This window comes from Acinetobacter sp. YH12205 (genome assembly GCF_013418125.1).
GTDB classification, from domain to species: Bacteria; Pseudomonadota; Gammaproteobacteria; order Pseudomonadales; family Moraxellaceae; genus Acinetobacter; species Acinetobacter towneri.
In genome coordinates this window covers 1-22,348 of sequence record NZ_VPCQ01000015.1, presented here as the reverse complement: position 1 = coordinate 22,348, position 22,348 = coordinate 1, and the positions used below count along the sequence as shown (strand labels likewise).

The 22,348-nt window shown below is 42.6% G+C and carries 20 protein-coding genes, 6 pseudogenes and 1 other annotated feature; of the genes and pseudogenes, 25 read left to right on the top strand and 1 reads right to left on the bottom strand.

The window, feature by feature from the left end; all coding sequences use genetic code 11:
* Positions 1–6: 6 nt before the first annotated feature.
* The 16 genes and pseudogenes from FTU92_RS13135 to istA all read left to right on the top strand — a co-directional run.
* Positions 7–741, top strand: a complete 735-nt coding sequence (locus tag FTU92_RS13135; RefSeq protein WP_070153995.1) for a glycosyltransferase family 2 protein — start codon at positions 7–9, stop codon at positions 739–741.
* A gap of 17 nt (positions 742–758) precedes the next feature.
* Positions 759–1,673 (top strand): acyltransferase, encoded by a 915-nt coding sequence (locus tag FTU92_RS13130; protein ID WP_127799709.1) that lies wholly within the window; start codon positions 759–761, stop codon positions 1,671–1,673.
* 11 nt (positions 1,674–1,684) lie between these two features.
* Complete coding sequence (hutH, locus tag FTU92_RS13125; protein WP_141730378.1) at positions 1,685–3,211, top strand: histidine ammonia-lyase; 1,527 nt, start codon at positions 1,685–1,687, stop codon at positions 3,209–3,211.
* 9 nt (positions 3,212–3,220) lie between these two features.
* Positions 3,221–3,640, top strand: coding sequence for a thioesterase family protein (locus tag FTU92_RS13120; RefSeq protein WP_127799705.1), 420 nt, complete (start codon positions 3,221–3,223; stop codon positions 3,638–3,640).
* A gap of 7 nt (positions 3,641–3,647) precedes the next feature.
* Positions 3,648–4,289, top strand: a complete 642-nt coding sequence (locus tag FTU92_RS13115) for an outer membrane lipoprotein carrier protein LolA (RefSeq protein ID WP_168382269.1) — start codon at positions 3,648–3,650, stop codon at positions 4,287–4,289.
* A complete protein-coding gene (locus FTU92_RS13110) occupies positions 4,264–6,588 on the top strand; it encodes an MMPL family transporter (protein ID WP_180096413.1) in 2,325 nt (774 codons plus the stop codon). Before FTU92_RS13115 ends, FTU92_RS13110 begins: the two co-directional genes overlap by 26 nt.
* 18 nt (positions 6,589–6,606) lie before the next feature.
* On the top strand, positions 6,607–7,908 hold the full coding sequence (locus FTU92_RS13105; protein WP_114392604.1) for an NAD(P)/FAD-dependent oxidoreductase: 1,302 nt from the start codon (positions 6,607–6,609) through the stop codon (positions 7,906–7,908).
* Positions 7,898–8,455, top strand: coding sequence for a DUF3261 domain-containing protein (locus tag FTU92_RS13100; RefSeq protein ID WP_114392602.1), 558 nt, complete (start codon positions 7,898–7,900; stop codon positions 8,453–8,455). Before FTU92_RS13105 ends, FTU92_RS13100 begins: the two co-directional genes overlap by 11 nt.
* Complete coding sequence (locus tag FTU92_RS13095; protein WP_104221728.1) at positions 8,448–9,644, top strand: beta-ketoacyl-[acyl-carrier-protein] synthase family protein; 1,197 nt, start codon at positions 8,448–8,450, stop codon at positions 9,642–9,644. The genes FTU92_RS13100 and FTU92_RS13095 overlap by 8 nt, the downstream gene beginning before the upstream one ends.
* Positions 9,641–10,078: a 3-hydroxylacyl-ACP dehydratase gene (locus FTU92_RS13090; protein ID WP_104221726.1), complete on the top strand. Its 438-nt coding sequence runs from the start codon at positions 9,641–9,643 to the stop codon at positions 10,076–10,078. Before FTU92_RS13095 ends, FTU92_RS13090 begins: the two co-directional genes overlap by 4 nt.
* Positions 10,075–10,800 (top strand): 3-ketoacyl-ACP reductase FabG2, encoded by a 726-nt coding sequence (locus tag FTU92_RS13085; protein WP_005090831.1) that lies wholly within the window; start codon positions 10,075–10,077, stop codon positions 10,798–10,800. The genes FTU92_RS13090 and FTU92_RS13085 overlap by 4 nt, the downstream gene beginning before the upstream one ends.
* Entirely contained in the window at positions 10,800–12,032 is a 1,233-nt protein-coding gene (locus tag FTU92_RS13080) for a beta-ketoacyl-ACP synthase (RefSeq protein WP_127799697.1), read from the top strand. The genes FTU92_RS13085 and FTU92_RS13080 overlap by 1 nt, the downstream gene beginning before the upstream one ends.
* A gap of 57 nt (positions 12,033–12,089) precedes the next feature.
* A complete protein-coding gene (locus tag FTU92_RS13075; RefSeq protein ID WP_227515218.1) occupies positions 12,090–12,452 on the top strand; it encodes a hypothetical protein in 363 nt (120 codons plus the stop codon).
* Positions 12,453–12,469: 17 nt separating this feature from the next.
* Complete coding sequence (locus FTU92_RS13070) at positions 12,470–12,904, top strand: excinuclease (RefSeq protein WP_180096412.1); 435 nt, start codon at positions 12,470–12,472, stop codon at positions 12,902–12,904.
* A gap of 34 nt (positions 12,905–12,938) precedes the next feature.
* Positions 12,939–13,064, top strand: a pseudogene (locus tag FTU92_RS13065) (transposase); the annotation flags it as partial.
* A gap of 85 nt (positions 13,065–13,149) precedes the next feature.
* Positions 13,150–13,827: pseudogene (gene istA / locus FTU92_RS13060) on the top strand (IS21 family transposase); the annotation flags it as partial.
* 40 nt (positions 13,828–13,867) lie between these two features.
* Here the strand turns inward: istA and FTU92_RS13055 are convergent.
* Positions 13,868–14,654, bottom strand: a pseudogene (locus FTU92_RS13055) (integrase core domain-containing protein).
* Positions 14,266–14,379, bottom strand: a sequence feature (AL1L pseudoknot). It overlaps the preceding pseudogene by 114 nt.
* Positions 14,655–14,753: 99 nt before the next feature.
* On the opposite strand from FTU92_RS13055, the pseudogene FTU92_RS13050 reads away from it, so the two are divergent.
* The 9 genes and pseudogenes from FTU92_RS13050 to FTU92_RS14190 form a co-directional block, all read left to right on the top strand.
* Positions 14,754–14,891, top strand: a pseudogene (locus FTU92_RS13050) (IS1595 family transposase); the annotation flags it as partial.
* A gap of 310 nt (positions 14,892–15,201) precedes the next feature.
* Complete coding sequence (locus tag FTU92_RS13045) at positions 15,202–16,647, top strand: hypothetical protein (RefSeq protein WP_131261649.1); 1,446 nt, start codon at positions 15,202–15,204, stop codon at positions 16,645–16,647.
* Positions 16,648–16,850: 203 nt separating this feature from the next.
* Positions 16,851–19,634 (top strand): annotated as a pseudogene (locus FTU92_RS14255) (hemagglutinin repeat-containing protein); the annotation flags it as partial.
* Between the two features lie 5 nt (positions 19,635–19,639).
* Positions 19,640–19,909, top strand: coding sequence for a hypothetical protein (locus tag FTU92_RS13025; protein ID WP_180096411.1), 270 nt, complete (start codon positions 19,640–19,642; stop codon positions 19,907–19,909).
* A gap of 100 nt (positions 19,910–20,009) precedes the next feature.
* Positions 20,010–21,272, top strand: coding sequence for a VENN motif pre-toxin domain-containing protein (locus FTU92_RS13020; protein ID WP_257218833.1), 1,263 nt, complete (start codon positions 20,010–20,012; stop codon positions 21,270–21,272).
* Position 21,273: 1 nt separating this feature from the next.
* On the top strand, positions 21,274–21,525 hold the full coding sequence (locus FTU92_RS13015; protein ID WP_131261659.1) for a hypothetical protein: 252 nt from the start codon (positions 21,274–21,276) through the stop codon (positions 21,523–21,525).
* Positions 21,526–21,529: 4 nt separating this feature from the next.
* On the top strand, positions 21,530–21,817 hold the full coding sequence (locus tag FTU92_RS14250) for a TNT domain-containing protein (protein ID WP_180096419.1): 288 nt from the start codon (positions 21,530–21,532) through the stop codon (positions 21,815–21,817).
* Entirely contained in the window at positions 21,814–22,218 is a 405-nt protein-coding gene (locus FTU92_RS13005; protein ID WP_180096410.1) for an Imm63 family immunity protein, read from the top strand. The genes FTU92_RS14250 and FTU92_RS13005 overlap by 4 nt, the downstream gene beginning before the upstream one ends.
* A 66-nt stretch (positions 22,219–22,284) precedes the next feature.
* Positions 22,285–22,348, top strand: a pseudogene (locus FTU92_RS14190) (helix-turn-helix domain-containing protein); the annotation flags it as partial.

Genomic DNA, 22,348 nt, shown 5'->3' with positions numbered 1-22,348 from the left:
GAAAAAATGAAACACTGCTTTGTGATTCCTGTGTATAACCATCCACATTATTTGGCTGCGTTACTGTCACATTTAAGCGCTTTTGAGTTACCCATCATTATGGTGAATGATGGCAGTGATGCCGATTGTACGGCGGTATTACATCAGCTTACGCAGGACTATCCAAGGGTCGATTTGGTTGAACATACCCACAATCAAGGGAAAGGGCAGGCGGTGATCACGGGGCTCAAGCATGCCTTTCAATGCGGTTATAGCCATGCCTTGCAACTCGATGCCGATGGACAACATGACTGGCAGGATGTGCAACGCTTTTTAGACACCTCTATCCAGCACCCCGAAGCCATGATTATTGGTCAGCCGATCTTTGATGCGACTGTTCCCAAAAAACGTCTCTATGGCCGTTATGCAACGCATATTTGGGTGTGGATTAACAGTCTGTCTTTTGAGATTAAAGACAGCATGTGTGGCTTTCGTGTCTATCCTCTAGCGCAGACAGTGAACATTCTAAACACTGCCAAGTTTCAACCGCGGATGGGCTTTGACTCGGAAATTTTAGTGCGTTTGAAATGGGACAATGTGCCGTTTATTAATCTGCCCACGCATGTGATTTATCCTGAAGGTGGTATTTCACATTTTGATGTGTGGCGTGACAATTTGGGCATGGCGCGCGCGCACAGCCGCTTGTTGGGTGGCATGCTGCTGCGGTTCCCCAAACTGATTTATCAGAAAGTCAAAGGTTAAGGCGGTCAGAGAAATATATGCAGAAATGGAGCGCCGTGAAAGAACGGGGCGGGATGTTACCGCTAATGCTGATGCTGGGTTTCTACCGTTTGGGTGGGCGTTGGCTGTGCCGAGTCATCTTATACTTTGTGATTTTATGGTACTGGCTCTTTTCCAATACTGCGCGTCAGGCTTCACTGTTGTACTTAAAAAAATTGCATCATTTTGCAGGTGCGCAGTCGCCGTTTCAGGCTGAGCCGCAGCTGTGGCACAGCTATACGCATTTGATGCAATTTGGCGAATGTATTTTAGATAAAATTGAGGGCTGGCTCGGGCACATTCCTGAGCAGAACTTAAAGCTGCATGGTCATGCGCACTTTCGTTCGCACTATCAAAAAGGTGTGGTGATAGTGGTGTCACACTTTGGCAATATTGAATTGCTGCGCGCCGTCAAAGCAGAGCATCCGCAGAAAATTAATGTGTTGGTTTATCAAAAACATGCTACCAAGTTCAATGCATTTTTAAAAAAACTGAATGAACATGCCGATGTTAATTTGGTTTCGGTGGATGAGTTGGGAATTGAAACAGCAATGATTTTACAGGATAAGTTGGATCAAGGTGAATGGGTGATTGTGGCAGCAGACCGCGTACCCGTGCAGTCAGATCGTGTACAATCGGTTGCTTTTTTAGGAGAGCAAGCGCTGTGGCCGCAAGGCGCTTGGATCTTGGCTAGCTTATTGAAAGCTCCTGTGTTGGCAGTGTTTTGCTATCGAGTTGATACACATTTTGAAGTGCATATTCATCAAGTGGCGGAGCAGTTGAACTGGCCGCGTAAAGAGCGTTTACAGGCCATGCAACAGACCACAAGACAGTATGTGCAACTGTTGGAACAGCATTGCATACGAGCGCCCTATCAATGGTTTAATTTTTATAATTTTTGGAATAAAGGATAAGTCTTGTGTTAATGGTTGGGGAAACTCCGCTCAGTATTGAAGATGTTGTGGCTGTAGCGCGTAAAGAAAAACAGGTGGTATTGCCTACCTCTGCTGAATGGACAGCATTGATTCAACGCGGTGCAGATTTCCTCGATCAGCTGTTGCAAGACGAAGGCGTCATTTATGGCGTGACCACGGGTTATGGAGACTCGTGCTTAGTCGGAATTCCAGCCCACCAAGTGCATGAGCTGCCGCTGCATTTGTCGCGTTTTCATGGCTGCGGCATGGGGCAAAACTTAGACTTAATTACCGCACGTGCTGTCGTGGTGGTGCGTTTATGTTCTTTGGCACGCGGCTATTCGGGTGTCTCGCATGCCTTGTTGCAGCGGTTGGTCTGGATGCTGAATGAAGATGTGATTCCGGTGATTCCATCTGAGGGTTCGGTCGGTGCCAGTGGTGACTTGACCCCTTTGTCTTATATCGCTGGGGCATTGGTCGGTGAGCGCGATGTGTACTATCAAGGCCAGATCGTGCCGATTGCAAAAGTGTATGCCGAAAAAGGCTTGCAGCCTTTGGTGATGCGTCCTAAAGAAGGTTTGGCCCTGATGAATGGTACAGCGGTTATGACTGCGATTGCCTGCCTGAATTATAAAAAAGCCGAACAGATTTCTTTTGCCAGTACTTTAATTACTGCATTGAATGTTTTGGCTTTAGAGGGTAATCCAAGTCATTTTGATGAAGTCCTGTTTGCACAAAAACCACATCCGGGACAGCAACATATTGCAGCGCAGTTACGTGACTGGTTAAACAGTGAAGTACAAACCGAACACCAAAGTTCACGCTTGCAAGACCGTTATTCATTGCGCTGTGCACCGCATGTGATCGGGGTGTTTGAAGACTCTAAACAGTGGCTGCGTCAGTTTATTGAAAATGAGCTGAACTCAAGCAATGACAATCCATTAATTGACCCAGTCAACCTGCGGGTACTGCATGGTGGGCATTTCTATGGCGGACATATTGCCCAAGCCATGGATAGTCTAAAAATCATGATTGCGAATATTGCTGACCTGATGGATCGTCAATTGGCGCAGTTGGTGGACTATAAAATGAACAATGGTTTACCGCGTAATTTAACTGGTTCAAGTCCTGAGCGGTTACCGCTGAATCATGGCTTTAAAGCAGTGCAAATCGGGGTTTCGGCATGGACGGCAGAAGCCTTGAAACAGACACTCGCTGCGTCGATTTTCTCACGTTCAACCGAATGTCATAATCAAGACAAAGTCAGTATGGGCACCATTGCCGCACGTGATGCTAGCCGTGTCATTACTCTGACCGAACAAGTGATTGCAGCACTCAGTTGTGCAGCAGTTCAAGCAGTTAAACTTAAAGGTGTAGATAAAGAACTCAGCCCTGTTTTAAGAGCGTTTCAATACTGGGTGCTTCAGAGCTTCACCTACGTAGCGGAAGATCGTCCTTTGCAACAAGAGCTTCAAACGCTGGTCAATCGTTTTGATCATTTAGAACTGTTAGACAGCATTGCTGTTCAATATTTATAGGAAATGAGCATGTATGCTGACGTAATTATTGAAGTGCCTTTTCATGACGTCGACACCATGCATGTGGTGTGGCATGGGCATTATTTAAAATATTTTGAAATTGCACGTTGCAAACTGTTAGATCAATTTCACTATAACTATAACCAAATGCGCGACTCGGGCTATGCATGGCCTGTCATTGAAAGCTATGTGCGCTATGTACAAGGCATCGAATTTGAACAGAAAATTCGTGTGCGCGCTGTTTTGAAAGAGTGGGAAAATCGCTTGAAAATTGAATATCTGATTTTTGATGCGGTCTCGGGTAGAAAGTTGACCAAGGGCTTTACTTCGCAAGTGGCAGTTCATATTGAAAACCGTGAAATGTGTTTTCAATCCCCACAGGTGTTGTTGGATTGTTTAAATGCATGGCCTGAGTTTAAGGCGGAGTAATGCAAGCATGATTCGATACAAATTCTCCACGATGATTTTCGTTGCGTGTACAGCCAGTGTGATAACTTTGCTTGCTCCCACAGCGAATGCACAAAATACTGAATTGAAGCAGGTATTTGCTCAGCTTGGCGCAACGCCTGTGGTGCGTGCCCAATTTGAGCAGCAGAAAAAACTGGCAGCATTGAATAAAACCTATGTGTCCAAAGGTACTGTGCTGTTCAGCAAAAACCAAGGCGTGCTGTGGCAGATTCAAAGTCCAGTCAAGGCCGATTTGGTGGTGACACCGCGTAAGCTGGTACAAAAGACGCAGCGCACGTCCAGTCAAATTGAAGTCGATAAGACTCCTTATGGCTCTGTAGCGACGATGTTTTTACAGTTGATGTCGGGCAATGAAGCGGCGCTCGCTAAAAACTTTAATGTGGTGTCTGCCAATTACAGCCCAACGCAGTGGAATGTCAGCTTAACGCCGAAAAGCAGTCTATTTAAAAAGCTTTTTGTCCAAGTCGATGCGCAAGGTCAGCGTTATGTGGACCGTATTACCATTTTGGAACAAGCCAATAACCGCACCATCATTCGTTTTAGCCAGCAAACGGCTCAACCTCAAACTTTAACGGCTGCGGAAAATGCGCTTTTCCAATTGGCAAAATAAATTTAGCGCTCTGTGGTTGTTGGTGCTGTGTGTCATTGCTTTGGCACTGGGCGTGGCTTGGCTGAATAAAGGCATCAAGATTGAGACCAATATTTTTGCTTTGCTGCCTGAAGCCCATCAAGATGCTCATCTGGAACAAGCACAGCAATATGTGAGTCAGAAGTTAAATGACAAAGTTTTTGTGGTGTTGGATGCCAAAGCAGATCTGCAATTAGAACAGGCAACGCAAGTACTCAAAACCCAAGCCGACCAAAGTCAGCTGTTTTTACCTGTGCGTCCGCAGCTTGATCCTGATCAATTTGCCCAAGCACTGTATCAGCACAAAGCAGGGCTATTATCCAAGTCAGATCAGCAGATTTTGCAAGGGCAGGATCATACCGCACTGACAGAGCAGGGCTTATTACAACTGATGAGTCCGGGCATGCCAATCACGGCTGAAATGCTCAAGCAAGATCCCTTGCTGCTGTTTCCCAGTTATGCAGTGGGTTTAAGTGCCCTACAAAGCAATGCCGATATCAATTTAGAGCAGGGCTTTGCCACGATTCGTGATGAGCAGGGCATCTCGCGCCTGATGGTACTTCAGCTCAATAATAGCCCCTATAACATTGCCTACCAAGAGCAGACCGCTGCATTTATCCAAAATATCAATCAGCAACTCAACCAGTTGCAGGTCAAACCGCACTGGACAGGTACGCTGCTGTTTGCACAGTTCGGCACTAACTCTGCCAAAGAGGAAATTTCCACCATTGGAGTGGGTTCGACCATCGGGATTTTGCTTCTAGTCTGGTTTGGCTTCCGTTCGATACGACCCATGCTGACGGAAATGGTTGCAGTCGGCACAGGCAGCTTGGTGGCCTTTGCTGTGACCTATTGGGTTTTTGGCGAAATTCACCTGATGACACTGGTCTTTGGTGCCAGTCTGATTGGGGTCTGTGTCGATTTTTCATTTTACTTCATGGCCATGCAGTCTCAGCACCGACAGATCGATGGATTTACTGTTCTAAAGCCGTTATTGCCGAGTCTATTTGTGGGGTTAATGACCACGCTATTGGCCTATGTGGTGCTTAGTTTTACCCCATTTCCGGGCTTTAAACAGATTGCAGTCTTTTCTATGGTTGGACTGAGTGCCGCATGGGTGACCAGTATTTTATTGCTGCCACGTTTGCCTGCGCTGAATGCGGAACCTGCGATACGTGCACTGGGCTTTATTGGCAAAGCGCGTAGTTATGTGCAGAGCCACAACAAGCTACGTTATGGCATGATTGCATTGATTGTACTGGTGACGGGTATTAGTCTCACCTTGCTGAAAAGCAATGATGACATCCGTAATTTACAAAGTATGGATGCCACTTTAAAGCAGGAAGATCAATATATTCGTTCTCGTTTTATGCAGCAGCAAAGCAGCGAATACTTTGTGGTACGGGGCAGAAGCTCAGCAGAGTTGGAGCAGCGCGAACAGCAACTACTGGCAGAGCTTGCGTCCTTGCAACAGGCTGGCAAGTTGGATGCTGTACAAGCTTTAGGGCAGTGGATTCCATCGCTTGAGCAGCAAAAAAAGAATGTTGAAATGTTACAGGCGATTCCTCAGCCGGCTTTAGTGGAATATGCGCAAGCGTTGCAGCTCAACGCAGCGGATATTTTAAACTGGCAAGCGCATTTAAAAGACCAACCGTTATTGACCGAAGCGGTCTTTAAAGATCATCCTCTGCATTTTTTGCAGATGAGTCCGACACAACGTTTGGTGATGCTGCAAAATGTGCATGACGTCAAAGCCGTGCAACAGCTTGAAAATGCGGATGTACAACTGTTACGCCCCGTTCATCAACTGTCTGAATTGTTTAAACAACACCGTGAGCAGGCACAGTGGCTATTACTCAGCGCTTTGCTGATTTTAGCCATTGGCTTAGGGGCACTGTATGGCAAAAAATCCATTCTGCCTTTGGTGTTGCCTGTCAGCATGGCCTTAATGACCACGTTTGCGATTCAAGCATGGCTGGGTGTCGAGATTAATTTATTCAGCATTATGGGTACCTTCCTGATCATTGGAATTGGGGTGGATTATGCTATTTTCTACCGCCATGGACATGATCATCCACAAGTGGTGGGTATGGCTTTGTTTCTGTGCATGATGTCGACGTTCTTTGGTTTTGGTTTGCTGTCCTTTAGTCATACTTATGCCATTCACAGTTTTGGCCTAACAGTGTTGCTGGGTGTTATTTTTTCATTTATTTATGCCACACTTTTTACATCCTCCGATGCGAAACATGTGGTGGTTCAACAATATCAGCCAAAGAGCTGAGTCAAAGGGTACAGTGCAATGAGCACCATGCAACAGACAGATGTTTTAATTATTGGGGCGGGACCATCAGGCAGCTCGGCTGCAGCTTTGCTGCGTCAAAAAGGTTACCAAGTCACGGTCATCGAAAAGCAATATTTTCCGAGGTTTTCCATTGGTGAATCTTTATTGCCGCAGTGTATGGTGTTTTTGGAAGAAGCGGGTTTGTTGGAGACCGTTCGCGCACATGCCGATGAATATGCCTTTCAGTTTAAAAATGGCGCGGCTTTTTTAAGAGGTACGCAGCGCAGTTTTTATGACTTTACTCAAAAGTTTAGCGAAGGTCCAGGCACTACATGGCAGGTAAGACGTGCCAACTTTGACCAGCTTTTGGCACAGCAAGCCGAAAAAATGGGCGCAGATATCCGTTTTGGTCATGAAGTTTTGGCGGTCGATGTGGCATCTACACAACCGATTTTGACGGTGAAAGGTGAGCAAGGCAACAACTACCAAATTCAAGGCAAATTTCTATTGGATGCCAGTGGTTTTGGCCGAATTTTGCCGAAGTTTCTCGACTTAGAAAGTCCATCGGACTTTCCAGTGCGCCGTGCGGTCTTTACCCATATTGAAGATGGTTTGTTGGATGATCCTGAGTTTGACCGTGAGAAAATCTTAATTACCGTGCATGAAAAAGACCATCGTGCGTGGTATTGGCTAATTCCTTTTGCCGATGGGCGGTCTTCATTTGGCGTCGTTGCGGAGCAAGATTTCTTTGAAAGATATGGTTATGACGGTAATGCAGATTATGATTTAGAAGCCTTGCAAAAACGTATTTTGGCCGATGATGTCAGTTTGTCGCATTTATTGCGCCACGCTAAGCATGATACTCCTGTACGTACTTTGGTGGGCTACTCTGCCGATGTTAAACATTTGGCATCTGAAAACTACGCGTTACTGGGCAATGCCGGTGAGTTCCTCGATCCTGTCTTTTCTTCAGGGGTAACTATTGCCTTAAAATCGTCTAGTCTAGCTGTGCCATTGGTCGAGCAAGTGTTGCAAGGTCAGAAGGTAGACTGGATGGAGCAATATGAAAAACCGCTACGTAAAGGCATTCAAGTGTTCCGTGCCTATGTCGAATCATGGTATTCAGGTGAGTTTCAGGATGTGGTATTTTCGACTCAACAGGATGAAAAAATCCGCCGTATGATTGCTTCCTTGCTAGCAGGTTATGCGTGGGATGCAAGCAACCCGATCCATCGTAATGCCAAGCAACGCTTGAGCACTTTGGCCGAATATTGCCGAGAAGAACAACCGCAAAAAGAGTCGCTAACTGATGAAACTTGAGCTGCGTTTTAAAACTGTCAGTTGGGTTTTAGCCAGTGCTCTGCTTTGTAATGCCTGCCAAAGCTTGATTCCCAAGGCGCAGGGGCTCGCGACCCCACAGTGGGTTGCGCAAAATTATCAACGTCAAGATCAAATCGAAGTACAGTGGAAAACCCAGAGTTTCAGCTTTTTACTGTATCAGCAACAACGGGGGCAGTCGCTTGATATGTTAGCGCTTAGCCTCACAGGACAGCAGTTGTTTAAGCTCAGTTTTGATGGTCAAAAGGTCGAAGCTGAACAGCGCATTGATCCAATGAAAAGATTACCTTTTGATTATGTAGTGCGTGATATTCTCTATGCCACATATCCAAATTTTGCTGCCTTACATACAGCTCAAAATGCGGTCGTGCAGAAAGACGATACCATTTATATACAGCAGCAACCCGTGTTGAAAATTCAGCAAAATGAAGGAGCAATTAAACTGGATAATTTGCAAGTGCCTTATCAAATGATGATCAGCACGGTGAGCAATACTTTAGAAGATGATCAAGGTGACCATCATGACTAAAAATCTACAGCATGTTTCAGCCGTGGGTATTCAGTTCAGTGCGGCGCTGTCGGCTTTGGGACAAAATGCCGCTGAGCTTCAACATGCCTTGACCAACCCTGAAAATACCCTATCGCAACGAGGAGATCTGATTGCGGGGCGTTCGGTCTGGGTCGGCGCATGTGATCAAACCTTAGTTCAAACAGTGCCTGAAAGCTTGAACGGTGTAGACTCACGGAATCTACGCTTTGCGCTGACGGCTCTGGCGCAAATTGAAACTGAAATTCATGCTTATACAGCACAGTTTGCTAAACAACGTCTTGCTGTGATTGTCGGTACTTCAACCTCAGGCATCGCGGATAATGAGTCTGTCTTAAAAGTCCAGTTTCAACAGTCTGTACCGCAGTCTGTACAGCACCAAAAACAAGAAATGGGCAGTTTAGCGGAAGCCTTACAACAGTATTTGGGCTGGGAAGGGCCAGCCTATACCATTTCTACCGCTTGCTCCTCGGCAGCTAAAGCACTGGCGGCGGGGCAACGTCTGCTGAATGCAGATCTGGCTGATGCTGTCTTAGTAGGTGGAGTTGACACCTTATGCAAGCTAACCTTAAATGGTTTTGATAGTTTAGAAAGCTTATCGAACGGAATTTGTCAGCCCTGTGGAGCCAACCGTGACGGCATTAATATTGGTGAAGCGGCAGGATTGTTTTTACTGTCCAATGCGCCTGCCCCCGTGATGTTGTTGTCGAGTGGCGAGTCAATGGATGCATGGCATATTTCAGCACCGCATCCAGAAGGAATAGGGGCTGCGGAGGCGATGCAAAAAGCTTTAGACGCTGCACAGCTTGAAGCAGGCGATATTGGATATTTGAACTTACATGGGACTTCTACACCGCAAAATGATGCGATGGAAATTAAAGCGGTACAGACCGTTTTCTCAGATACAGTTGTGGCCGTAAGCAGCACCAAACATAAAACAGGACATTGTCTAGGGGCCGCGGGTGCAATCGAAGCTTTTATTTGCCAACAGGTTTTATTAGATCAATCCTGGTTACCGCTACATCATGCAGGTGAATTGGACGATGCTTTGGCTGGGCAAAACTATGTGCTTACACCGCATTTAGCTGCACCGATTCGCTATGCGATGAGTAATTCTTTTGCTTTTGGTGGCAGTAATATCAGTTTAATTTTTGGGAAGGCTTTACCATGATGGATGCAGTACAGTTTATTCCACATGCAAAACCGATGGTTTTCGTGAGCCATTTGATTGAAGCCAATGATGAATTTGCTATTGCAGAACTTCACATCACACCTGATTTGATGTTTTGTGAGCCAGAAGGCTTGCCCACCTGGAGCAGCATTGAGTTGATGGCGCAGACCATTAGCGTCTATGCCGGTTATAAAGGACAAACTCAGGGCTTGCCACCGAAAATTGGCTTTTTATTGGGAACGCGTAAAATGCAGTTGCCTTGTGCTTATTTTAGTTTGGGCACAACCGTGCGGATTCGAGTAGAACAAAGTTATCTGCACGAGGGTTTGGGGCAGTTTCATTGTGAAATTGAATATCAAGAACATCGGTTCAGCGCCATGTTGAGCGTATTTGAGCCTGAAAATATGAATGAAATCATCGGAAAATTAGTGTGAACAGAAGAATTTTAGTCACAGGTTCGAGTCGTGGGATAGGTAAAGCGATTGCTTTGGAGTTGGCAAAGGCAGGCTTTGATGTCACGGTCCATGCCCGTTCAAGACAGTCTGAGGCCGAAGCGGTGGCTCAGGAAATTCAAGCGCTTGGACAGGCCAGCCATGTACTGATGTTCGATGTGAATGAGCGTGAAAAAATTGCCGCTATTTTAGAGCAAGATATAGCACAGCATGGTCCTTTTTACGGTGCAGTGCTGAATGCAGGATTAACCCGTGATGGTGCTTTCCCCGCACTGACTGATGAAGACTGGGATGACGTGGTCTCGACCTCTCTGAACGGTTTTTATAATGTGTTGAAACCATTGATGATGCCAATGATCCGCTTGAAAAAGGGTGGACGTATTGTGACATTATCTTCAGTGTCTGGAATTATGGGGAACCGTGGTCAGGTCAATTATAGTGCTGCCAAAGCAGGCTTAATTGGTGCGACCAAAGCATTGGCACTAGAGTTGGCAAAACGCAAAATTACGGTGAACTGTGTGGCTCCGGGCTTGATAGAAACCGAAATGGTCACAGAGGAAGTCAAAGAACATGCCTTGAAAATGATTCCGATGCAACGTATGGGGCAGGTGGAAGAAGTCGCTAAAGCGGTAAAGTTTTTATGTAGTGATGATGCCAGTTATATCACCCGCCAAGTGCTTTCAATTAATGGAGGCCTGATCTAATGAAACGTGTTGTTGTAACAGGCATGTCTGGGATTACTTCTTTGGGTGAAACCGCAGAGCAAATTTTTGAGCAGTTTACACTCGGTAAAAGTGGCATTCGCTATATGCCCGATTGGGAGATCTATCCTGATTTACGTAGTAAATTAGCTGGTCCAGTTGAGTCATTTACTGTACCGAAGCATTTTAACCGTAAAGTTACTCGTGGTATGGGGCGTGTTGCCTTAATGTCCACGGTATGTGCTGAAAAAGCATTGGAAGACGCAGGTTTACTCCATGCTGATATCTTAAGAAGTGGCGATGCAGGCGTGGCTTTTGGTTCTTCTGCGGGCAGTGTGGATGCTGTGCGTGAGTTTGGTACCATGTTGCTTGAGCATAATATGAGTCAACTCAATGCCACGACCTACATTCGTATGATGTCACATACCAGCGCGGTCAATATGACGGTGTATTTTGGGCTAAAAGGTTTAACGCTGCCGACCTCAAGTGCGTGTACTTCCGGTTCGATGGCCATTGGACAAGCTTATGAAGCGATTAAATACGGCAAGCAAACTGTGATGATTGCAGGTGGAGCAGAAGAGCTCAGCGCTGCGGGTTCAGCTGTGTTTGATGTACTGTTAGCGACCAGCGTTCAAAATGATCATCCAGAGAAAACTCCGCGTCCCTTTGATGCAAATCGGGATGGTTTGGTTGTTGGTGAAGGTGCAGGCTGTTTGATTTTAGAAGAATATGAACATGCTCAAGCACGTGGAGCGACTATTTATGCTGAGATCATCGGTTATGGTAGCAATACTGATGGTCAGCATGTGACGCGACCTGATTCTGAGATGATGGGACGCTGTATGCAATTGGCACTGAAAGATGCACAGCTTACTGCTGCGGATATTGATTATGTTAATGCACATGGCACTTCGACTGATCAGGGTGATATTGCTGAATCACAAGCAACTGTGCGTATATTGGGTCAAAAGCCAATCAGTTCATTAAAAAGCTATTTTGGTCATACTTTAGGTGCATGTGGTGCAATTGAAGCATGGCTCAGCATTGAAATGATGCAACGTAATCAATTCGTGCCAACTTTAAACTTAGATAACATTGACCCTGCGTGTGCGGAATTAGATTATATTTGTGGTGATATTCGCCCGATGTCAGCAAAAATTATTATGACGAATAATTTTGCCTTTGGTGGCATTAATACATCATTAATTTTCAAAAATAATATAGACCATAACTGAAACAGAGGGTAAAAAATGGGGTTTAAAAAAACACTATATATCTTATCAGCAGTGAGTATGCTGGGATTAACAGCTTGTAGTACTGTAAAAATTTCTGATTATCCGCAGCGGCAATTAATGACAGCAAAATATGCGACTGCGGCTGATATTGTGAACAATATTCGACTTGGTGTTGGGCAAAATGCGCGCACTGGTTGGGTAGTTGAACAGGCAGATCAGACAAAGGTAGTTGCGGGTTTAACCCGTCGTAGCCATTATTTACAAGTAACCTATCTCATCTCAGGTAATCAAGTCAGTTCACAAATTACAGGTAGCCGTAATCTCGATCAACGTGGTAATAAAATTCATAAAAATGCGATGGCATGGAAGGCACGTTTAGATAATTCGGTATTTACACAACTTTCAAAAACGTTAAATTAAATAAGAGAGCAATTACTATGAATATTAAGCAATTTAGCTTCACAGCTATTCTGGGGCTAGCTGCATTTACATCAGCACATGCAGCTGACCAAATGCATGATTTCAATTTCCAAGAAGCTGTAAGCCGTGCTGTTGCTGATGGGGTTTTGGATGGTTCAGTAAAATTTTATTTGGCGGGAACCAAGTCGGGCGGTAAGGTGATTGAAAAAGGCTTAGTGACCAATAAAAAGACCAATGGTTTTGCCAAATCTGCGGAAAGTTCATGTGATCATGTACTTCGTTCGGCATTGATTCAATTTCAAAATACAGCCAAAGCCAAAGGCGCCAATGCGGTGACCAATCTGGTGAGTTTCTATAAGTCCAATGAAACACGTAGCACCACGACTTACCAATGTGCGAAAGGTACGGCATTAGCAGGGGTGGCATTAAAAGGTGACTTAGTAAAGTTCTAATATGGTCTGATAGCATGGTCTTTCTAGAAACAAGAGAAAGACCTTATCTGACTGGATTGGTCGCTGCGGTGTGGAACTGGAACCTTTGGCCAATGCTTTAAAAGAGGTGGTGCTGCAACAGCAGGTGCTGCATGCCGATCAAGCGCCGGTCACCATTGTTAGCGGCAGTGTAAAAATGACCCCCTAATGGCATTTAAAAACTGCCCCCCCTTGGTTAATATAGCGGTCATTTTGGACTGCTCAACATGTTAACTTTGGAGCAAGCAGTGACAATCCAAATACTTCATCAGCAAGGTAAATCTATTAAAGCTATTACTCGTGAACTGGGGGTGTCCAGAAATACCGTACGTAAATATTTACGGCAAAACACCACACCTCAGTATCAGCGTATACAGCCTAGAATAAGTATCCTTGACCCATATAAAGCCTATTTACTCCAACGTGTAAACGCAGCTCATCCTGAATGGATTCCTGCTGTTGTGCTCTACCAGGAAATTTTAGGGTTGGGATATCCAGGAAAGATCAGGATCTTGAGGGAATATCTTGCAACATTAAAACCAGCTGCTCAACCGGAACCGATCATTCGTTTTCAAACCCAACCTGGCCAACAAATGCAGGTAGATTTCACGACAATTCGACGCAACAACACGACTTTAAAAGCCTTTGTCGCAACATTAGGGTATTCCAGAGCGACTTTCGTGAAATTTTATGATCATGAACGTACCTATGCATGGATCGATGGTCTAGAAAATGCATTTCAGTTCTTTGCAGGAGTACCTCAAGAAATCCTGTTTGATAACGCTAAAACGATCATGATTGAACGGGATGCCTATCAGGAGGGGCAGCATAAATGGAATCCCAAACTGCTCGACTGCGCCAAGAAATACAGCTTTCGTCCTCGCGTATGTAAGCCCTACCGTGCACTGAACCGTACTGGGTTAGTCGGAGACTTTTTTATTTAAGTTAGGCCACCTGACCTAACGTGTTAACCTTATCATAGTACATTGCTTCAAACTCAAAAGGCGATACATAACCTAGTGCACTATGTACACGCTCTTTATTGAACCAATCTACCCAATTTAGTGTCGCAAGTTGTACATGTGCTAAACCTTGCCAATCTGCTTTTAGATATTCAATCACCTCTGTTTTGTATAAGCCATTCACCGTTTCAGCCAAAGCATTATCGTATGAATCACCCGTTGTACCGACTGATGCTCGTAAATTTGCTGCTTCAAAACGATTGGTATAGCGAATAGAAAGATATTGAACACTTCTATCGGAATGATGAATCACATTCTTTGGCATGCCTCGATCGTGCAATGCTTCTCATCACAGAGATCTAGAGTCCGATAATAGGTTGAAGGGGCGATCGGTAAAATTCTACAAATCGCCTCGACTCCGTACAGCTCTTTATTATGGATAAAATCCACCATTATTTGTGAGGGCGGTCGAGCTCCGCCTGGGCGAAAAAAGCGGCTGCTTTGCGTAGAATTTCATTGGCACGCTTTAATTCTTTAATTTCACGTTCCATTTGCTTCATTTTTTCTTGGTCAGATATCTGTTGTACTTTGGCAGGATTTAGTTGATCCATATGCTTTAAATACCAAACACGCAATGTTTCAGGAGTACAACCGATTTTAGGAGCAATAGCTGTGATTGCTGCCCAAGTAGAAGGATAATCTTTTTCAGATTCAATTAGTAATTGAACCGCTCTTTCTCTAATTTCGGGGGTATAGTTTGGTTTTTTCATCGGAATAGTCTCTCAGAATATTGAGTCTCCGACAAACCCGGTACGGTTCAAGATGACTCACTCAACCTATATAAGAATAGTGAATCATTGGCTAGCGGGAGCTTTTGTAAAAGAAGGCTAGCAAAGTTCAACGGTATATCAAAAGAGTACTTTGATTATCATCTTAAAGAAACTGAATGGCGTTGGATGAGGGAGCCTAATGAGTTAGCAACAGAGCTGTGGAGCCTCATTAGGTAAAATTAAGTGTAAATCTGCTAGTCTAGAGCCAAAGCAATTTAGAGGAATAGCTACTCGATATGACAAGCTCAAAAGTGGAATATGCCTATTCGCGACTGGCGTTTAGCTATGAGCCGCTTTATTATTGAATTTGGTGACCGCCTAAGTGATCACCTTTAATTTATGAAAAGCAATTACACAAAATTATTTACAGGCTCGTATAATAAAGTACTAGCTTACATTTTAAGCAAAGTTGCAACACAATATTTGGGTTACTTTTTAACTAATTTTCTAATTATTTCACATGATAAATCTGTTAAAGACTGCGACCATGCAGCAAAAAATCTGCATCTTTCTATTTTTTGCATTATCCATTGGCTACCTATGTTTGGAAGTGTTTTTTAACCTCCTCATCTTTGATCAAATGTCTACGATGACATCAAAGCTCGAAATTCAACAAATCGAGCAAATGGGCAAGACCTTCACTGGCATTGGACTCTGTTTAATCCTATTAAAATTCGCTTTGCCACTATTCACCAAACTATGGCAATTCGTTTTGGCATTTATTGCACTGGGCTTGGTTTGTATTGGGGTTTCGTTCTTTGTTCAGAATCAAGTCATTGATTGGATTGTTGATAGTTCCAGTGAAGAACAACAGGGCAAAGCGCTTTTGATCAGTCAAGCCAGTGGTACGATTGTTCCGTTCTATGATGACTATAGAGCAACGGAATATGCCGGGTTAAAGTGGTGGGAATTTAAGGTTCGTGCCAAAGCTAAATTAGAAGGGCATCACGTTATAATTAATCCAGAAATGGATGCTGATCATGTTGCTCGTAAAGAAAGTATTCTACGTGACCATTATTTTTCTGTTGCTTCTCAATGTGTGAAAACGCCGAATAGTTTTGGTGTGACCACGGCGCTTGATAAAGCATTCTTCCCATATATTCAATTATCGAAGCCATTTGCTGAAGATGGATACAAACAAGCGGTCATGAAATTTACTGAATGCTTGATCGAAGATCCAAAGCTATACAAACAGTATGTTTCTGATCCAATGAATCAAGAACTCATCACGATATTTGGTACTTATGAATCGTATTCGAACCAATACAAAAGTGCGATGAATGATGTACTTGCTGAAGAAAAGAAAGGGGGTCACCGTTTCATCATTCAAACTAAACGCCAAAAGATTCAAGAAAAATGGAATACAGAGATCCTAAACTTTGGACCAGGTGTTTATATTCCACCATTAATGACTCAAGACCAGTTCTTCAATAACGCAGCGGTTAAATCACACATCTTCAACACTACAAAACAGAATGTCGTTTTCAAGCCTAACCAGCCTGAAATGAAAGCTGAGTTCATTCAAAGTATGCCGAATAAATTGTTCAAAACATATGATGCATATCGCCATTTTATTCCTGAACTAGGGCAAGTTGAGCCAAAGGCTGAACGTATCTTCATGGGTCAAGAAATTGATGCCAAAAGAGCTTATAAAGCGATTGTGATGCCTATGGTGGCGCTATCATTTTCGATTTTCTTCCTGATCCTAAATATCTTGTCTTTGATCTCACTGATTTTCTTCAGTAACAGTCCAAAGTTGAGCCGTATTTTTATGATAGGAACAATCTGTTTGTTGCTTATTCTTCCAATGGTAAAGTCTGCACAAGTTGGTAGCACTGTAGGAAATGAAGCTAAAGGCTCATTTAGCCAATACGTGATTAAGACTATGTATTTCTATCAAAGCGCAATATTGAAAATATATTCGAACAAATAGAACTTCCTAGAGATCCACCTTCGGGTGGATTTTTTTTGGGTCACAAAAAAGCCATCAGTAATAGCTTGAGCTGTTTTTCATACAAAAGGGCTTTGTTGCATAAATATGTAAGCATCTGATTTAAATAAATTTAATTTTGGATCAAAAAATAATCAAAACTTTTAAAATCATATAGTTATGAAATCTTTGTGCAACAAAGCCGCGGGAATGTAAATATTCAGGCGGGTAATGATTATCTACAGCAAAGCGCAGATCTTGTGGCAAAACGGGATGTGAATATTGATGCAAAAACTATTCAAGTTTTAGAAAATCACAACAGGGGCAGTGCGTCGCAATCTTCTAAAGATTTAAAAGTTGGCTTGTTTAAACGCATTAGCTCTCCAATATTGGATTTACTTGGCAGTGCGGACAAAGCCGTGAAAAACAAAGCCGATGATCGAACTCAAGCGCTGCAAGCTGTGGCTGCAGGTGCTCAGGCATATCAAAGCTATAGCGATATTCAGGGTGGAGCATTATTTAAAGCTGAGGCGGGGATTGGTTTTAGTACGAGCAGCAACCAGCAAAACAGCAGTTATACCAATTCTCAGGAAAATAAGATCACAGCTGGCCGAGATGTCAATTTAAGCAGTACAGCAGGTGATATTCATCTGCAAAATACTCAAGTTACGGCAAATGATGCGATTCGACTGAATTCGGCTAAAGATATTATTTTACAGTCAGGTCAAAGCCAAGCGAAAGCAGATGGTAAAAATAGCAATGCAGGTGCAAGTATCGGTTATGGTGCATCTGTAGGCGCGCAAACTGGTGCATATATTTATGCAGAAGTGGGCTATGGAAAAGGTAGCAATCACAGCAATAGCAACACCCATACGCAAACAGTTTTGAATGCTGAAAATATCAGTTTAAACAGTAAAGGCGATACGACTTTGCAAGGTGCAAAAGCCGAAGCAAACCGTATTGATGTTAATGCTGGTGGTAAATTGAATGTGATTAGCACTCAAGACAGTGCAGATCAAAAAATTAAGCAAACGAATGCTGGCGGTCGTGTGCAAGCATCATTTGGGACTGCATGGCAGGCGTCAGGCAATGTCAGCAGCAGTAAGGCTGAGGGTTCATCTACTAGTGTAAATGAGCAGTCTGGCTTATTTGCAGGTGATGGCGGTTACCATGTCAAAGCAGACAGTGTCGATTTGCAGGGCGGCGCAATTGTTTCAACGGCGAACAAAGAAAATAATGATTTAACCGCTAACAGCCTAACGTTTAGCAATCTGGAAAATCAAAGCGCCTATGATGCAAAAAGTGTCAGTTTATCTGGCGGTACAGTACTGGGCAAAGCAGACAGTTCAACCCAGACACCGCAGCCGACCAGCAATACCAACTGGAGAGATGGTACGAGTTTTAGTCCAAGTTTGCCGCAGTCTGATTCTGAAAAAGACAGCAGCACGACCTATGCAACTTTAAGTGCTGGCAATATCAATATTGGCGGAAAAGATACCATTGTTGAAGCGCTTGGTATACATAGCAATGCTGCATCGGCAAATCGTAAAGTTGATACCTTGCCAAACTTGCAGGATATTTTAGATCAGCAGAAAACAGTAGCAGATGCCACTTCTACGATTACTGCGGCTGCGCGAACTTATGCGCAGGATCAAGTGAAGCGTGCTACTGCTGAAAAAGATCAGATTGGTGAACAGCTTGCCAGTCAGTTAGATGCTGCAGAGCAAGCCAAGCTGAAGAAAATGTCAGACAAGCAAAAAGATGAATATTTTGCAAATAATGATGCTTATAAAGGTGCGCTGGCGAATGAAGAAGCTGTAACTAAACAGTGGGGCATGGGCGGTGACAGTAGCCGTGCGTTGAATGCTGTAACACTTGCTGTGACAGGTGCACTTGGAGGACAAACAGATATACAAGTAGCTACAAATGCGCTGGCGCCATATGCGGCACAAAAGATTGGCAGTCAATATGGTCATGGAGAAGATAAAAATACGGCTGCGCAATTGGCATCTCATGCGATTTTAGGTGCGACATTGGCTTACGTTAATGGCGGCAATCTAGTCGCTGGGGGGAGCGCAGCTGTAGCTGCTGAATCAGCAGCGATCTACTTAACCAATGAATATATAGACCAAAAAGAGTACCAAAATGAAAAAGGTGAATTCCAGCCGAATTTACTGCCTGAAAGTGTAAAAAACCAAATTCGTGATTTGACGGCAGCCATTGGAGCAGTCGTCGGCGGTACTATTGGAGATTCGGCATTTAATGCACAAATAGCAGGTGTGGTCGGGCAGAATGCAGTGGAGAATAATCAGGCGGGAGCACATAAATTTGCCAAGAAGCAAGATGATCAATATAACAACTTATGTGCACAAAATGGTATATCTGTTGGTCAATGCAGTACATGGACTGGGCAACGGATATTAAATAATTCGAAAGAATTAGCAATGATCATTATACCGACAGAGCCATATGAATTAATCCCTATGGGTAAAGGTGTAAGTATTGTTAGCAAAGTAACTGGTAAAGTTGTTGCTAAATTTAGTGATGTTAAACAAGCCGAAAAAGTATTAGAGAATATTAAGGCTAGTCAAGCTGCGAGAGAGTCTTCTAATTTCAATATTCATATTGCTAAATCAGATCAGGTTAAATGGGGATATAAAGCCGACAATTGGTCCACTAATACATTGAAAAAAGGTGATTATGTCTATGGTGGAATTCCAGGACAATCTGCATACTATACAACTGAAGAGACGCTTAAGTCTGCTAAGGGTAGTGCTACGTCACTTTTCCAAAGCTTACAAGTTACACCACATAAAATATTTGGATATCGGACTGAGATGGGAAAATATGAAGTATTGAAAGATATGACGGTTCCATTTGGTAAGGTAAAAGCGAATCCTGATTTAGGCAATGGAGGAGGGGATCAATTTTTTATAAAACCCTATGACAAGAATCTAAAACTGGTAGATAAATTGAAGTTGGAGAAATAAGTATTATGAGTATCACTAGATGTGAAAGTATAAATGATTTAATCAATCTGGCGTTAAGTCAAGGAAATTCAGTACTTGAGATTACTCATAGTTGGAGTGAAATGGAGGCAGTAGTTTATATGAGCCAACCTATAACTTTAGAATTAAAGAATGCTGGAATGAAATACGAAGACTTAACTTATTATACAATGCAGGGTTCGCCACATACTAAGCCCGATGAGGGCTTTTATTCTAAGTCTGCGAAAATTGCAATTTCGTTTCCAAGTAGCTTGTAAATGTTGAAATAGGTTTGGCCATGGCGAAGACAAGAATACTGCTGCACAGTTGAGACTGTAAATAAAACTTTGTAAACGCTTAAACTATCACTCAACGCTGTTGGGGGCAACACTTGCTTATATTAATGGTGGCGACCCGACTGCAGGAGGCAGTGCTGCAATTGCCAGTGAAGCTGCAGCGAATTACTTAACCAACCAACTTGCAGAAAATTATAAAGATGACCCTAAGTACTTTGTAAATGGTGAGTTCCAAGCGAACTTTCTGTCAGAGGCGGAAAAGGCGCAAATTCGAGATTTAACAGCAGGGATTGGTGCTGTGATAGGTGGAGCTGCAGGAGACTCGAGTTTTAACGCGCAATTGGCAGGTGTGATTGGGCAGAATGCGGTGGAGAATAATGGGTTTTCGATTATTGATGAGAATTATGGAAAGGTAGTTAAAGAAAATACTAAAGTAAAAGTTCCTTGTCCGACAGGATATGTTTGTCCAATACCCGAGAAAACTTTAGGTCAAAAGGCAGCACAGGTTATTAATGATTTAACGTTAAAACAGATTGCTGCAGTGATGGGTGCTGAATATGACCCTTTGACTAAGGAGAAAATTACACCTAAAGAGCGAGAAGATGCAAAAGTTGCAATGTTAGGTCTGGGTTTTTCAAAAGCATTAAATGGCCCTATTAAATTAACAGATAATACATTAGTTGCTATTGAGAAAAAATATGGTTCTGATATTGCAGCAAAAATTACTAATAATTTTTATCGTGATGATGATTTATTGTCACCATATCTAAATCGAGCTGATTTTAGATGGCAACCATCTCAAATAGGTAATCTTCATGTTTTAGAGTCTATAATGAAAAGAGGTGATGTTGAACTTAAACAAGGAGTTTCGGTTGAACAAGTATTCAAAGGGGTTATACAAAAACCAATTAATGAAAGACCTGATCCATCTACTTATTTATCACAAAGTTATATTAATAAACATTTATCAGAATTTGATAGTGGTGTAACAAGAATTATGGTCGATACATCATTTAATAAATATGGTATTGGACAAATTGATGGAACTTCATTTGTTATGACAAAAAGAGAAGCAGATGCAATCATACGAGCAGCAAATAATGATCCAGTAAAAATTGCTAATGCATTAGGAATACCTCAGGGTCAACTTAAGACAGGTGGGTTAGTACGGATTGATATATCTAATCCAAAATATGCTGGTTTAAGACTACCATCTGGTAATGAGGCTGGTGCAAATAGTCAGTGGATTCCTGGTGGTAAATTACCTAATGGTAGTTTAGAAGCTGTTATTGATGCACCTAAAGTCACAAAAGATATGTTAAAAGTGAAAAAAATAGGAAATTGAAATGGATTATAATTTTAAAGATATTTATATATCAAGAAATTTAAAATTTAGTATTGGAGTAGAAGAAAGCATAGAGAAATATTACGTATCTTTTCTTGTTCCTACCAGTAATAGGAAAAGTGATTATGAAATATATTATTGGTTACCAGTAAATTATTCAAAATATGTTTATTCAGAACCAGAAAAGATTTATTCATATGTTTTAGAGTGTTGTAAAGGCTTACATAAAGGTATGGAGATTGATTTAAGTTAAAAAAATTGAAAGCACATTAGAAGTTGGAGCAAAATTAGATAGAGTTGGAGAGCCAACGGGTAGCTTTTTAGCTCCTGCAGGGACATCATATGAGGCAAGAGCATTAGCTCCTGGATCAGCATCGGCAAAAGTTTATCATTACGAAGTAATAAAGCCGCTACCTATTATTAAAGGTGAGATTGCTCCAGCATTTGGGCAAAAGGGTGGAGGTATTCAGATATTACCAAATGTAGGACAGAGAGTTAATGTTCAATGGTTAATAGAAAAAGGCTATATTAAAGAGATTAAATGATGCTTAATTTTAACGAAATTCAAGAGAAAATATATGAGTATGGGAGCATTATAAATGCTCCTAAAGATATTTTAAGAATCTATCCATCTCCTCAGCCAGATGGCACTCCATATATTCAAATTAATAATAATGAATATTTGTATATTGTGGAAGAGAGGGGGATGGAGCTAGAACGTAGAAGAACGGCTAACATAGACGTATTATTATATTGGATAATGTCTGATGTTATATTTTTTTTGGCAAGTCAATACGAGCTTGAAAATAGGGCGAAAGGTTTTGATAGTAGAAGGTTAATATTTAAGAAGGAAATTGAACTTTTTAAAGTTTTAAAAAAAGAGTGGGGAAATATTACGGAGACACGTATTAATCAAATATTAGAAGAAACTCCTTATAATGATTAATTTTGTTAAGTTGACAAAAATAACTAATCATGCGAAAAAGTTTTTTTAGTTAACAGATGTTCACACATGCCTCGAATTGTTTCTGTACCACTTAGTTTAGAACAGCGAGAACGACTCATTTTTCTGGCCA